The sequence below is a fragment of the Flavobacterium sp. genome (genome assembly GCF_039930565.1).
In the GTDB taxonomy this organism is placed as follows: Bacteria; Bacteroidota; Bacteroidia; order Flavobacteriales; family Flavobacteriaceae; genus Flavobacterium.
Window position 1 is genome coordinate 29,424 of the sequence record NZ_JBDTTP010000031.1, and the last position, 13,995, is coordinate 43,418.

At 33.7% G+C, this 13,995-nt stretch carries 17 protein-coding genes and 1 riboswitch; of the genes, 7 read left to right on the forward strand and 10 right to left on the reverse strand.

What is annotated here, in order from left to right; genetic code table 11:
• Positions 1-30: 30 nt before the first annotated feature.
• Positions 31-124: riboswitch (TPP riboswitch) on the forward strand.
• Positions 125-205: 81 nt separating this feature from the next.
• Positions 206-2,476 (forward strand): TonB-dependent receptor, encoded by a 2,271-nt coding sequence (locus ABI657_RS09700; RefSeq protein ID WP_348097053.1) that lies wholly within the window; start codon positions 206-208, stop codon positions 2,474-2,476.
• 37 nt (positions 2,477-2,513) lie between these two features.
• Here ABI657_RS09700 and ABI657_RS09705 read toward each other — a convergent pair whose 3' ends face one another.
• Complete coding sequence (locus ABI657_RS09705; protein ID WP_348097054.1) at positions 2,514-2,927, reverse strand: hypothetical protein; 414 nt, start codon at positions 2,925-2,927, stop codon at positions 2,514-2,516.
• Between the two features lie 155 nt (positions 2,928-3,082).
• Between ABI657_RS09705 and greA the strand changes: the two genes are divergently transcribed.
• Together greA and ABI657_RS09715 are read left to right on the forward strand one after the other, a co-directional pair.
• Positions 3,083-3,559: a transcription elongation factor GreA gene (greA, locus tag ABI657_RS09710; RefSeq protein WP_348097055.1), complete on the forward strand. Its 477-nt coding sequence runs from the start codon at positions 3,083-3,085 to the stop codon at positions 3,557-3,559.
• Between the two features lie 30 nt (positions 3,560-3,589).
• Entirely contained in the window at positions 3,590-3,976 is a 387-nt protein-coding gene (locus ABI657_RS09715) for an HIT family protein (RefSeq protein ID WP_348097056.1), read from the forward strand.
• Between the two features lie 41 nt (positions 3,977-4,017).
• Here the strand turns inward: ABI657_RS09715 and ABI657_RS09720 are convergent, their stop codons facing one another.
• On the reverse strand, positions 4,018-5,166 hold the full coding sequence (locus ABI657_RS09720) for a HAMP domain-containing sensor histidine kinase (protein WP_348097057.1): 1,149 nt from the start codon (positions 5,164-5,166) through the stop codon (positions 4,018-4,020).
• A 160-nt stretch (positions 5,167-5,326) separates the two neighbouring features.
• Between ABI657_RS09720 and ABI657_RS09725 the strand changes: the two genes are divergently transcribed.
• From ABI657_RS09725 to ABI657_RS09740, 4 genes are all read left to right on the forward strand, one after another.
• Complete coding sequence (locus ABI657_RS09725) at positions 5,327-6,202, forward strand: flavin reductase family protein (protein ID WP_348097058.1); 876 nt, start codon at positions 5,327-5,329, stop codon at positions 6,200-6,202.
• Positions 6,203-6,232: 30 nt separating this feature from the next.
• Positions 6,233-6,604, forward strand: a complete 372-nt coding sequence (locus ABI657_RS09730) for a DUF3127 domain-containing protein (RefSeq protein WP_348097059.1) — start codon at positions 6,233-6,235, stop codon at positions 6,602-6,604.
• 93 nt (positions 6,605-6,697) lie between these two features.
• Positions 6,698-7,336 carry a leucyl/phenylalanyl-tRNA--protein transferase gene (gene aat, locus ABI657_RS09735; RefSeq protein WP_348097060.1) on the forward strand — a complete coding sequence of 213 codons (639 nt, stop codon included), beginning with the start codon at positions 6,698-6,700 and terminating at the stop codon, positions 7,334-7,336.
• Positions 7,337-8,131: an MOSC N-terminal beta barrel domain-containing protein gene (locus ABI657_RS09740; protein WP_348097061.1), complete on the forward strand. Its 795-nt coding sequence runs from the start codon at positions 7,337-7,339 to the stop codon at positions 8,129-8,131. It begins immediately after the preceding gene.
• Here ABI657_RS09740 and ABI657_RS09745 read toward each other — a convergent pair.
• The 8 genes from ABI657_RS09745 to ABI657_RS09780 all read right to left on the reverse strand — a co-directional run.
• Positions 8,128-8,838 carry a HesA/MoeB/ThiF family protein gene (locus tag ABI657_RS09745; protein ID WP_348097062.1) on the reverse strand — a complete coding sequence of 237 codons (711 nt, stop codon included), beginning with the start codon at positions 8,836-8,838 and terminating at the stop codon, positions 8,128-8,130. The genes ABI657_RS09740 and ABI657_RS09745 overlap by 4 nt on opposite strands.
• A 107-nt stretch (positions 8,839-8,945) precedes the next feature.
• Positions 8,946-10,076, reverse strand: a complete 1,131-nt coding sequence (thiH, locus tag ABI657_RS09750) for a 2-iminoacetate synthase ThiH (protein WP_348097063.1) — start codon at positions 10,074-10,076, stop codon at positions 8,946-8,948.
• Between the two features lie 36 nt (positions 10,077-10,112).
• Positions 10,113-10,490, reverse strand: a complete 378-nt coding sequence (locus tag ABI657_RS09755; RefSeq protein ID WP_348097064.1) for a GxxExxY protein — start codon at positions 10,488-10,490, stop codon at positions 10,113-10,115.
• A 132-nt stretch (positions 10,491-10,622) separates the two neighbouring features.
• Positions 10,623-11,399, reverse strand: coding sequence for a thiazole synthase (locus ABI657_RS09760; protein WP_348097065.1), 777 nt, complete (start codon positions 11,397-11,399; stop codon positions 10,623-10,625).
• Positions 11,380-12,018 (reverse strand): thiamine phosphate synthase, encoded by a 639-nt coding sequence (locus ABI657_RS09765; protein ID WP_348097066.1) that lies wholly within the window; start codon positions 12,016-12,018, stop codon positions 11,380-11,382. The genes ABI657_RS09760 and ABI657_RS09765 overlap by 20 nt, the downstream gene beginning before the upstream one ends.
• Positions 12,011-12,763, reverse strand: coding sequence for a hydroxymethylpyrimidine/phosphomethylpyrimidine kinase (locus ABI657_RS09770; protein ID WP_348097067.1), 753 nt, complete (start codon positions 12,761-12,763; stop codon positions 12,011-12,013). The genes ABI657_RS09765 and ABI657_RS09770 overlap by 8 nt, the downstream gene beginning before the upstream one ends.
• Positions 12,730-13,320: a thiamine phosphate synthase gene (locus ABI657_RS09775; RefSeq protein ID WP_348097068.1), complete on the reverse strand. Its 591-nt coding sequence runs from the start codon at positions 13,318-13,320 to the stop codon at positions 12,730-12,732. The genes ABI657_RS09770 and ABI657_RS09775 overlap by 34 nt, the downstream gene beginning before the upstream one ends.
• 48 nt (positions 13,321-13,368) lie before the next feature.
• Positions 13,369-13,995: phosphomethylpyrimidine synthase ThiC (locus ABI657_RS09780; protein ID WP_348097069.1), on the reverse strand; the 627-nt coding region annotated here is incomplete at its 5' end.

The following is a 13,995-nucleotide window of genomic DNA, read 5'->3' on the forward strand; positions in this document are numbered from 1 at the left end:
GATTTTTGCAATTTTAAACACTACTTTTGCACTGTCTCAAAGGGGTGCTCTAAATAACGAGCTGAGATCATACCCAAAGAACCTGAGCAAGTAATGTTGCTAAGGGAATAAACGACAATTTTGGTTGTACTATTTATTGTTGTGAAACACATTTATTAATTTAACAAAAGAATAATTCCCCCTTTTATTCGTAATTCTTTTACGGATGAAAATTTATTTAAATCTTAAAGTTGCAAAGTCTCAAAGTTGCAAAGTTTTTAAAACCCAGAATTGGGCTAATCACAAATTAATTTTCTTTACTCTATTCTCTTTTTTCTCTTTTCTTTTATCTTCAGCACAAGATCAGGATTCAACTAAAGTCAATCAATTGGATGATGTATTAGTTTCAGCAGTTCGTGTTACTTCAAAAACTCCGGTTAGCTTTAGCAATCTGGATAAAAAAGATATTAAAACCAGAAATCTGGGTCAGGATATTCCAATTCTTATGAATTATCTCCCATCTGTTGTTACCACTTCCGATGCTGGAAACGGTTTCGGATACACAGGTATTCGTGTACGTGGTAGCGACGCAACGAGAGTCAATATTACCATAAACGGAATTCCGTATAACGATGCTGAAAGCCAGGGAACATTTTGGGTCAACATGCCTGATTTTGCTTCTTCGGTAGAAAGTCTGCAATTACAGCGTGGTGTTGGAACATCAACAAATGGTTCGGGTGCTTTTGGTGCCAGCCTGAACATGCTTACAGATAATTATGCAGCCAAAGCAAATGGTGAAATCTCTAACTCTTTTGGAAGCTTTAATTCACGCAAGCATACCGTAAAATTCAGTACAGGTTTATTAAATGATCATTTTGAATTGGCCGGAAGGTTGTCAACAATAAAATCGGATGGATATATTGACAGAGCGAGTTCTGATTTAAAATCTTATTTTTTGCAGGGAACGTATGTTGGTAAAACTACTTTAATTAAAGCATTGGTGTTTGGCGGAACCGAAAAAACATACCAATCCTGGAACGGTATTGATGGGGAAACTTTAAAAAAGAATCGTACTTTTAATTCGATAGGTCAAAAATATGATGATGCAGGAAATCCGGAAGGCTTTTATGAAAATCAAACTGATAATTATCAACAGGATCATTATCAGTTGCATTGGAGTGAATCATTTTCTGATAAATGGAGCACCAATTTAGCATTTCATTATACAAAAGGTAAAGGTTATTATGAAGAATATGCAGATGATTGGTATTTTCAAAATGTAGCGTTTAGTAACGAAACTTCATTTGATTTTTTAGGATTTACTCCAATAACAGTTGATGGAAATCAAGTTAATTCAACTGATTTAGTTCGTCAAAAATGGTTAGACAATGATTTTTACGGAGCGACATTTTCATTAAAATACAAGGACGAAAAGCTGGATGTTATTTTAGGTGAAGGCTGGAATAAATATGAAGGTAATCATTTCGGAAAAGTAATCTGGGCGAGATATGCTTCACAATCGGAATTGGGAGACCATTACTATGATGATTTTTCCACAAAAGTGGACGGGAATATCTTTTTAAAAGCCAATTATCAGTTATTAGAAAAATTAAGTTTATATGGAGACTTGCAATTCAGAACTGTTATGTATAAAGCCAATAGTCTGGAAACTGGTTTGGTAGATGATACTTTTAATTTCTTTAATCCAAAAGCAGGTCTGAATTTTGAAATCAATCAAAAAAACACGCTTTATTTTTCTTATGCCAGAGCCAATCGTGAACCTAACAGAACCGATTATGAAGGAGGAAACGTTAAACCGGAAAAACTGAATGATTTTGAATTAGGGTGGAGATTCAATTCGGATAACTTTCAACTGAATACCAATTTCTACTTTATGGGTTATAAAGATCAGTTGGTGCTAACTGGGGAATTAAATGATGTAGGTTCACCAATGCGTGCTAATAGTGGTGATAGTTACAGAGCCGGTATCGAGGTTGATGCAACACTTAAACTTTCAGATAAATGGTTTTTACAGCCCAATATCACTTTGAGCCAAAACAAAAATAAAGATTTTTATTTTACACGAGATGGCGTTTTACAAAATCTGGGCGAAACCAATATTGCATTTTCTCCTGATATTATCGCTGCTAATCGCTTGACTTTTATGCCAGTTAAAAACTTACAATTATCATTACTTTCTAAATTTGTAGGAGAACAATTTATGGGCAATATAGATTCCGAGCTTTCAAAATTAGACAGTTATTTTGTGAATGATTTGAATGTTTCTTACGAAATCAAAACGGATAAAATTTTCAAATCGATCATGATATCAGGATTGCTCAATAATATTTTCGATTTAAAGTATGAGAGCAATGGTTTTTTCTACACGTTTGATGATGATTACTCAAATCCTCCTGCTATTACAACTGTTGAAGGTGTTGGCTATTATCCTCAGACTGGAACCAACTTTTTAGTTGGACTGACTTTAAAGTTTTAAAATACGAAGCCTGAAAGTTTAAAATTTTCAGGCTTTTTTAATTATATACATGAATTATAGTCCCGCTAACTTCTACACGATATTGTTTTAAAGGATATTTTTTCTCTCCTAAACCAGTAAACAGACTATATTGCGCCTCATCGCAGGAACAAACTGCATTTATGCCATTAATTGACATAGGAATACAGGAAGTTAATTCCTGATTAGGGCAGGCAGCATCAAAAGCATTATAAGTGTTTCCCGCATTAAATACAATTACACCTTTTGCACCATAAGCAGAAATTATAACTCCGTTGCTGACATATTTAAGGTTAGAATAAGCCGGAAGGTTCATGTCTATCGTAAAATTAACATTGTAATTGGGAATATAAGGATTGTTGTTTTTTGTTTCATTCTCGCTACAGGAAAATAAAGCAGATACAAATAAAATTAAAAGGCAGATTTTTTTCATTGTTTTAATTGGAATTAAAGAAGCAAAAATAATTTATTTGATTTTGAATTCTATATGATTAACATATAATTATGTACTCTTAAAAATTATAGTATATTTGTAATACAAAATCCCGTTCCGATGGGATTTTTTGTATTTATATAAACAATGAAGTTATGAGTAATGTATCTTATTATACCGCAGAAGGATTAAAAAAATTAAAAGAGGAATTGGAGCACTTAAAAAGTGTAATGCGTCCAAAGGCATCTCAGGATATAGCAGAAGCAAGAGACAAAGGAGATTTATCTGAAAATGCAGAATACGATGCGGCAAAAGAAGCACAGGGTTTGTTGGAAATGAGAATTTCTAAATTGGAAGAAGTATATTCAAATGCCAGATTAATTGATGAATCACAATTAGATGTTTCGAAAGCGTTGGTGCTTTCTAATGTAAAAATTAAGAATCAGGGTAACGGAATGGAAATGACATATACTTTGGTTGCTGAAAGCGAAGCTGATCTGAAAACCGGAAAAATATCCGTTACTTCTCCAATTGGAAAAGGTTTATTGGGAAAATCGGTTGGCGAAGTGGCCGAAATTACAGTACCAAATGGCATTTTGAAATTTGAGATTCTGGAGATTTCAAGAGATTAATTCTAAATCAAAAGTTTAATAATCTAAAAAATGAGCATATTTACCAAGATAGTAAACGGAGAAATTCCAGCTTATAAAATTGCCGAAGATGATAACTACCTGGCTTTTTTAGATGTGAACCCAAATGCCAAAGGTCATACACTGTGTATTCCAAAAAAAGAAATTGATAAGATTTTTGATTTGGATGATGAATTGTATTTGGGATTGATGAAATTTTCTAAAAAGATAGCTATTGCTTTAGAAAAAACGGTTCCCTGCAAAAGAATCGGAATGGCAGTTGTTGGTTTGGAAGTCCCCCATGCACATGTACATTTGATTCCGTTAAACGAAATGGATGAAATGCGTTTTCAAAATAAAGTGTCACTTTCCAAAGAAGAGTTTGAAACTTTAGCCAAAAGTATTCAGGCAAATTTATAGGCTCGTTTAAACGGTATTAAAAAGTGTAGTAAAGTAATTTGCTACACTTTTTTATTTAATGAAATCTGAAAAGTAGTGCCTTTTCCAATTTCAGAATGTAATACTTTAATTTTTCCGCTATGATATTCTTCGACAATTCTTTTGGTTAAAGAAAGACCTAGTCCCCAACCACGTTTTTTGGTCGTGAAACCTGGTTCAAATATAGTTTTGAATTGTTTTTTTGAAATTCCGCTTCCGGAGTCCTTTACATTTATTTTTACATGATTAGTATCCTGCTCAATCTTAAGCTCTAAAAATCCTTTTCCTTTCATGGCATCAATGGCATTTTTTATAAGATTTTCAATCGTCCAGCTATGCAGTATTGGATTAATCATAACATAAACAGGCTCTTTTGGTGCATGATATGAAAAAGCGACTTGTTTAGAAAAACGGGATTGAAGGTATTCATAAGTATTCCATGTTTCGGAAATAATATCATGAGGTTCTAATACAGGAACTGACCCAATTTTAGAAAAACGATCTGTAATAGTCTGTAAACGTTCAATATCTTTCTCAATTTCTAATGTGATTGAGGGATCGATTTCTTCCGTTTTTAATATTTCTACCCATCCAATAAGGGATGAAAGCGGCGTGCCAATTTGATGCGCCGTTTCTTTTGCCATTCCTGCCCAAAGTTTATTCTGAGTAGCCATTTTAGTGCTTTTGTAGTAATTGTAAATCAAGGCGCCGAATAAAAAAATAATCAGTAATAAAGCTATAGGATAATATTTAAGTTTATTGATAAGTTCAGAGTTTCCATAATATAATTTCTGAAATTTGCCCGGGGTATATTCAATCACAATGGGTTCGTTTTCTCCTTTTAGATTGTTTAGATAAGATGTTGATTTTTTTTTGTCTTCCAGTATTTGCTCCGGGACATTGACTGAACTAATGATTTTTCCATACATCACCAGCATAACCGGAACCGAAGTATTGTTGTTTAAAATTTCAAGTGGCAGGTCCAAGTTTGTATTTTCATCAGCATTAATCAGTGTTTTTTGGGCATTGGCCCAAAGATTCATTTTAAGACGCTCCTCATTTTTAAAAATTTGAAAAAAAGTATAGGTATTCCAAAGAATCAGGGAAATGATTGAAAAGGAAATGAAAATAATAATCCAACGCGTTGTATTTCTTCTTTCGGAAAAAAACATAAATTAATTTTTGAGGTATAAATATAACGAAATAAACATACTTAATATTTTGTTAAGATCTAAAGATTTTTTTATTTTTAAGTCCAAAACTATTTCTTTGGCATAAACCATTTCAATACTTTTGCAGTTACTTAAACGTACTTCGGTTTAAAAAAAAATTATGATTAGCATTAATCCAAAAGAAATTACAACGGCAAAATTGCAGGGTTATCTGCAAAGTGCTATTGGTCCAAGACCAATTGCTTTTGCGAGTACGATAAGTGAAAAGGGAATACCAAATTTGTCGCCTTTCAGTTTCTTTAATGTCTTTAGTGCCAATCCGCCAATTTTGGTTTTTTCGCCCTCAAGACGCGTTCGCGATAATACAATAAAACACACTTTGATCAATGCCGAAGCTACGCGGGAAGTAGTAATAAATGTTGTTAATTATGATCTGGTTCAGCAAACTTCCCTGGCGAGTACCGAATATGGTGATGGAGTTAATGAGTTTATAAAAGCGGGATTAACGCAAATACCTTCAGATATAGTAAAACCTTACCGGGTAAAAGAATCTCCTGTGCAGTTTGAATGCAGGGTTACGCAGATTATTCCGTTAGGGGATGAAGGCGGTGCAGGAAACCTCATTCTTTGCGAAGTGATAAAAATTCATATTCATGAAGCCATTTTAGATGAAAACGGAGCCATCGATCAGCATAAAATAGACTTGGTTTCAAGATTAGGTAATAACTGGTATTCAAGATCAAACCAGGGACTGTTTGAGGTTGCTAAACCATTGACTACTTTAGGAGTGGGAGTTGATGCAATTCCGAATTTAGTTAAGGAGAGTGCCATTTTTAACGGAAACGATCTTGGAAAATTAGGAAATATAGAAGCCTTGCCTACAACAGAAGAAGTTAGTATATTTGTGAAAGAAAATTTTTCGGTTAAAGGAGTTTTAAGCGCTGATGATCAGGAAAAAATATATTTGGAAGCCAAAAAATATCTTGATATTCATGATATAGTATCCGCTTGGAAAGTGCTTTTAGCAAAAAAATAAGAAACGAAATAATAATTAATACAGAAGAAGATGGAAGTTATAGGAAAAGTAAAAGTGATTAATCCGGAACAGCAGGTTAGTGCATCATTCAAAAAAAGAGAATTGGTTGTTACTACAGATGAGCAGTATCCGCAACATATTTTAGTCGAATTTACACAAGATAAGTGCGATTTATTAAACAGCTACAAACAAGGTGAAGCGGTAAAAGTTTCAATCAATTTAAGAGGACGGGAATGGGTTAATCCACAAGGAGAAACCAGATATTTCAATAGTATTCAAGGGTGGAGAATCGAAAAATTAGCACCAGAAGGTCCTGGACAAACGCCTCCAATGCCAGCAGCAGAAGCTTTTGCCCCGGCAACAAATTTAAACGAAGATGAACCGGACGATTTACCTTTCTAAAAAGTAATATTAAGGTTATAAATTCCAAACCCCAATTCATAGTAGATATGTAATTGGAGTTTGGAATTTTTTGTATTGAAATTTTTATAAAAGATGTATTACGTATTCAAAGATTTATTTTTTCCTCCAGTTTCAGAAGCCGATGAAGATGGTATTCTGGCCATTGGTGGGGATTTAAGTTCAGAAAGATTGGAGATGGCTTACAAAAGCGGAATTTTTCCGTGGTTTAATGAAGGAGAGCCTATTCTGTGGTGGTCGCCTGATCCCAGAATGGTTTTGTTTTTGGACGAATTGATCATATCAAAAAGTATGCGGAATATTTTGAACCGAAATCAATTTAAAGTTACTTTTAATCAGAACTTTGAAGCTGTAATTTTAAATTGTCAAAAAATAAAACGTGAGGGTCAGAATGGAACGTGGATCTCAAAAGAAATGATTGAAGCCTATTGCAAATTAAATACAGAAGGAATTGCAAAATCTGTTGAGGTTTGGCAGGATGAGGTTTTGGTTGGAGGTTTATACGGAATTGATTTAGAAGATGTTTTTTGTGGTGAAAGCATGTTTTCTATGGTGCCTAATGCTTCAAAAGTAGCTTTTATAGCTTTGGTAAATTATTTAAAAGAAAAAAATTATAAGTTATTGGACTGTCAGGTTTATAACCCGCATTTAGAAAGTTTAGGCTGTCGTGAAATTGACCGCAATGAATTTATGTCTTTTTTAAAAAACAATTAAATGAGTGTGATTCATATTATAAAAGAAATTTATATTTATCCAATTAAAAGTCTTGCAGGGATTAGCTGTCAACAAGCTTTTGCCGAAGAAATGGGGTTTCAAAATGACCGCAGATGGATGTTGATTGATGCTGAAAATCTGCCTCTAACCCAAAGAGAATATCCAATTTTGAGTCAGTTTTATCCTGAAATATCAGAAAGAAAAATTAGTATTACTTTTAAGAATCAAAAGCATGAATTTTCTACAACCGAACATTTAGATAATCCAATACAAGTAAATGTTTGGGAGGATAAAAGCGAAGTTGTTGAGGTAAACCAAACAACTTCAAAATGGTTTAGCGGACATTTAGGTTTTGAATGTAAATTGGTCAGGATCATGAAAATTGGAGATCGCAAACATGAAAGTTCAAGATTAAAAGAAACCTTCAATGTAAGTCTGGCCGATGGTTATCCCTATCTGTTAATCGGCACAGAAAGTCTTGATTTTTTGAATCATAAATTAGCGGAAAAAATTACAATAAAAAGATTTCGTCCAAACATTTTAATCACTACGCAAAAAGAACATGAAGAAGATAATTTTGATACTTTTAAAATTGGAGAAGTCAACTTTAAAAATATAAAACCTTGTGGAAGATGTATTATGGTTAACAATAATCCCCAGAATGGCATTGTTAAAAAAGAACCTTTGAAAACCTTAAGCAAGTATCGAAATGTAAATAACTCTGTTTTATTCGGAATTAATATTGTGAGTTTGAATTCAGGGATTATTAAAGTAGGAGACAAAATTGTCTTTTAGAAATCCAATTTTGTAAAGTTCCAATTCAAAGTATTAAAAAGCACCAATTCATTTTTTAAAGTTGGTAATTCCAAAATTAATTTAAGCGTTTCATGTGCCATCATAGTACCGATAATTCCGGGGAGCGTTCCTAAAACTCCATTTAGATTGCAGTTTGGTACTTCTTTTGGATTTGGTATTTCTGGAAATAAATCACGCAGATTTTTACTTCCGTTATGATTAAAAACGGCAACCTGTCCTTCGAATTTTAAAATACTTCCATAAATTAAAGGCTTGTGAAATTGAACACAAGTATCGTTTATCAAATAACGGGTTGCAAAATTATCAGATCCATCCACTATAACATCATATTGTTGAATGATTTTCGATGCATTCTCACGTGTTAACTTTTTAGGTATTGCATCAACTGAAATCAAAGGATTCAGTTTTGAAACAACAGTTTTAGCTACAATTGCTTTTTCCTGACCAATTTCGTCTTCGGTATATAAAATTTGACGGTGTAAATTATGAATTTCAACGGTATCAAAATCCATTATTCCAATACAACCTACGCCAGCTGTTGCTATGTATTGTAGGATCGGGCAGCCCAAACCTCCTGCGCCAATTACTAAAACTCGCGCTTTTTTAAGTTTTTCCTGACCTTCATCGCCAATTTCAGGAAGAATGGTTTGTCGGTTATAACGTAAAAATTCTTGGATAATGCTCATTGTAAGTAAGTCTTAAAGTTGGAAAGTCGAAAGTGGAAAATCAAATTTGAAATATAAGAATGTAAAGAATAAATTATTGGAAATAGTCTGTTTGAAAGCTTTAGACTTTATGACTTTCGACTTTTCAGACTAAAATTTTTATCCCAGTCTTTCCAAACGGGTTCGTATCCTTTATTGATTATGATTTCGGCAATTTCTCCTGCCGAACGCTCGTCACTTATTTCAAATTGTTCCAGTGATTGCGGATCAACAACATAACCGCCGGGATTAGTTTTAGAACCTGCGCTCATACTTGTAACACCAATCGGAATAATATTGTTTCTGAATTTTTCGTTTTCCCTTGTAGAGATCGAAATTTCCAGATCTTCATTCCATAGACGATAGGCACAAATTAATTGTGTCAGGTCTTTGTCGTCCATAATGAAATTGGGTTCGATTATGCCTTCCGCAGGCCTTAATCTCGGAAATGAAACCGAATATTTGGTCTTCCAGTATTTCTTTTGAAGGTAATCCAAATGCAGAGCATTGAAAAAACTATCGGTTCGCCAATTTTCCAGACCTAACAAAACACCCAAGCCTATTTTATGAATTCCTGCAGTTCCAATTCGGTCAGGAGTTTCCAGCCTGAAATCAAAATTTGATTTTTTACCTTTCGTATGGTATTTTTTGTAAACTTCCTGATGATACGTTTCCTGATACACCAAAACTGAATAAACTCCTGATTCATGCAAACGTTGGTATTCTTTAGTAGAAAGCGGCTGCACTTCTACAGAAATAATTGAAAATTGTTCTCTTATTAAATTGATTGCATTCAGAAAATAATTAATGTTTACTGTATAATTAGCTTCACCAGTAACCAATAAGACATGATCGAAACCAATTTTTTTCAGGGCTTCAACTTCGAGTTTTATCTCAGAGTCCAAAAGTGTTTTCCGCTTGATTTTATTATCCAGACTGAAACCACAATAGGTACAAATATTTTGGCATTCATTACTTAAATAAAGCGGCGCATACATTTGAATTGTTTTTCCAAAACGCTTCTTGGTAAGTTCATGGCATTGCTGTGCCATTTGTTCTAAAAAAGGCTGTGCAGCGGGCGAAATCAGTGCTAAAAAATCATCGAGATTACGTTTGGTTTTTGCCAATGTGTGCTCAACTTCCCGGGTTGTTGTTTGGTATATTCTGGTTTGAATAGAATTCCAATCGTAGTTTTCAAATGTCGATTTAAATGTTTTCATGTTTTTGTTTCTCGCAGATTTTGCAGATTGAGCGGATTATATTTTGTTTACAATACGATGGATATTATCTAAGATATTTGTACAATTAAAATTGACTAGCAAAGCCAACTTTTTATTAGTTAATTTTAAATACGTATTTACTTGTTTAAAATGAATAGACTTCATTTCTTCAACTGATTTTAATTCAATGATTACTTTATTTTCAATTAATAAATCAAGACGAAAAGAAATGTCTAAAATAATATCGTCGTATTTAACCGGTAAATCGATTTGTTTAGTAACATTCAATCCATCTTTTTTTAATTGATAATATAATGCACTTTCATAAATAGATTCTAATAATCCCGGACCTAGTGTATTGTAAACTTTAAAAATTGATCCTCTTACTCTATATGAAATTTCATTCTCAGACATATCTTAAATTTAAATTATTAAAAATAATAAATTTAAGAATTTTCTTTCTTTTGTTTGTTTTTTTTCGCAGGTTTTAAAGAGCGTAATTTTTTTTTATCAGCTTAATCTACAAAATCTGCGAGAGAAAAAATTTCATTCATATAGAAAAGAAGTCAAAGGACTTGAAGCAATAGCATGATTTTGATGACTGGCAATTTTAGCTTCGAATGCTTTACGGCCAGCAATAACAGCTTCCTTAAAAGCTTCTGCCATTAATTTTGAATTTCCGGCCACGGCAATTGCAGTATTGACCAAAACAGCATCGGCGCCAATTTCCATTGCTTTTGCGGCATCAGAAGGAGCGCCTATTCCTGCATCTATAATTACCGGAACATTACTTTGCTCAATAATAATTTCTAAAAAATCAATGGTTTTTAAACCTTTGTTACTGCCAATAGGAGAACCTAGAGGCATAACTGCAGCTGTTCCTGCATTTTCCAGATGTTTGCATAAAACAGGATCAGCATGAATATAAGGCAAAACAAAAAAACCTAGTTTAGCCAGTTCCTCAGTTGCTTTTAAAGTCTCAATCGGATCGGGCATCAGATATTTTGGATCGGGATGAATTTCAAGTTTTACCCAATTGGTTTCGAGTGCTTCACGTGCCAATTGCGATGCAAAAACAGCTTCTTTTGCATTTCTGGCGCCTGATGTATTGGGTAATAAATTAATATTCGGATGTTGTAAATGTGATAAAATGGCGTCTGTGTCGGTTTCGAGATCTATGCGTTTTAAGGCAACGGTCACCAATTGACTTTCTGAAGCTAAAATGGCTTCTTCCATTTGCAGGTTAGAACCGAATTTTCCTGTTCCCAAAAATAAACGGGAGGTAAGGATTTTATCTCCAATTTTAAATAATGGCGTTTGCATATAATTTGTCGTTAAGTTGTTGAACTAGTTTTTCTTTTTGAAGGCTTTTTGTAATTATTCCCGAAACAGCAATGCCATAAATGCCTGTTTTTAGAAGATATTCTATGTTTTCTAATGTGATTCCGCCAATAGCGTAAACAGGTGTTAAAATGTCTTCAGTTCTCATTTTATTCAGAATTGAAACATAGCCTTCAGCACCTAAAACGGGACTTAATTTTTCTTTGGTTTCGGTAAATTGAAAAGGCCCAAGGCCAATATAATCGCAGCCGTTTTGAGACTGATAAAGTACATCTTCAAAAGTATTTGCTGTGGCACCGATAATTTTCCGATCTCCTAAAATAGCTCTGGCTTCAGGTATACTCATGTCGCCTAAGCCTAAATGGACACCGTCTGCAGCAATTTTTTGAGCGAGTAAAACATCATCATTTATAATAAAAATGGACGAGTATTCTTTGCATAAAATTTTTACAGCTTCGGCTAAAACAAATCTTTTTTCAGAATTTTGATTTTTGAATCGCATTTGTATCCAGTCGCATCCGGCATCCAAAGCCTCATGGATATTGTAAAGTTGTTTTTCGATGGTTTCACCTTGTGAAATATATTGCAATTTGTTAAACATAATGATGCCCGATTAATGTGGATGATGAGCTTAAATATTTTTCGATATAGATTTTAGCTTCAATACATGCTGATTTTAAATTATGACCTAAAGCCAGATTGGCTGCAATTGCTGATGACAATACACACCCTGATCCATGTTTGGGTTGGAAATTTATGTTTGTGGGTAAGAGTTCTGTAACCGTGCTATTCATAAACAGATAATCTGTCCCCAAAGCTTCTTCATTATGACCTCCTTTTAGCAAAATAGCTGATGGAAGTTCATTTTTTACCCAAGGCTTCTCAGATACGAAATCCGGAAAAAGCATCATTATCTCATCGTAATTTGGTGTTATTAAATCAATTTTTGATAAAGCTTCATTAAGTAATAAATCATCATTTAGTTCAATAAATTCGAATTTTGTAGACGACTTTAAAACCGGATCCCAAACAATTTTTGTCATAGGTGATAATAATTTTATGGATGAAAGTATTCTGTTTAAATAATATAAACTTGGGACAATTCCAATTTTAACAGTGGTGATTTCATAGCTTAGAAATAAGGTTTCAATCGAACGGATTACAAAACTCAAATCTGTCCATTGAATTTCATAAAACATATTATCGGTCTGAATCGTATTGGCTGTGTTAATGGCAAAACCATTGACCTGATGCTGTTCAAATGTTTTTACATCAGCTAAAACACCAGCACCACCAGACGGATCAAAACCAGCTATACTAAGTGCGAATGGACGATTTGTTGACATAATTTAAATTGTTTTATTGGATTCTTATTATTCCAGATTGTTCCTAAAAGAGTCACATTGTCAAAACCTTTTAGGAGTGTTTCTTCAATATTGCCTGAATGTATTCCGCTTAAGGCAACCATTTTTGAATCAAAATTTGTTCTTTGTTTTACGTCTTCCAAAAGATTGGTTTTTGGGTTATAATTTTCTTTTGAAATGCTTCTAAAAACCGGACTTAAAAAAGCATATTCAAAAATGTTTTCCAAAGCATTAAAATCCTGAATAGAATGTGTGGAAGTTGATAAAATCATATTTTCGATTACTGTAAAGCCAAATTTTTCTCTTACTGTTTCTGAAAAATGAATTCTGTTAATTCCAAAATCAGCTGCTATTTCATAATGATTGTGTAAAACCAGTTTCTCACGGTATTCATGTTTTATCCGATGAATAAATTTTGCTGTTTCAACTTCTGAAAAATCCGGTTTCCGAATGTGAAGCAAAGACAATCCTTCTACAAGTAAGGAATCAATTATACTGATTTCATTTGCAATTGCACAAGGATTAGTAATTACGATCATAATCTTGATTTATTTCTATACTCTTGATTCTTTTCTCTATTTTCTTTCTCAGCTATAAATCTCTTTCCCTTTTTTAATAAATTCTTCTGATTTTTCCTGCATGCCTTTTTCGGCAGCTGCCACATCACGAATTTCCTGAGATATTTTCATCGAGCAGAATTTCGGCCCGCACATAGAGCAGAAATGGGCTACTTTTGCACCATCCGCAGGAAGGGTTTCATCATGAAATTCCCTTGCGGTATCCGGATCTAATGATAAATTAAACTGATCTTCCCAGCGGAATTCAAAACGGGCTTTACTTAAGGCATTGTCTCGATATTGTGCTCCCGGATGACCTTTGGCCAAATCTGCAGCATGGGCGGAAATTTTATAAGTGATAACACCATCTTTAACATCTTTTTTGTTGGGTAGTCCAAGATGTTCCTTTGGTGTAACATAGCATAACATCGCACAACCGTACCAGCCAATCATTGCAGCTCCAATTGCCGAAGTGATATGATCGTAACCGGGTGCAATATCAGTTGTTAATGGCCCAAGTGTGTAAAAAGGAGCTTCGTGGCAATGTTCTAATTGTTTGTCCATATTTTCCTTTATCATGTGCATTGGAACGTGCCCAGGACCTTCAATAAAAACCTGCACATCATGTTTCCAGGCAATTTTTGTCAGTTCTCCTAA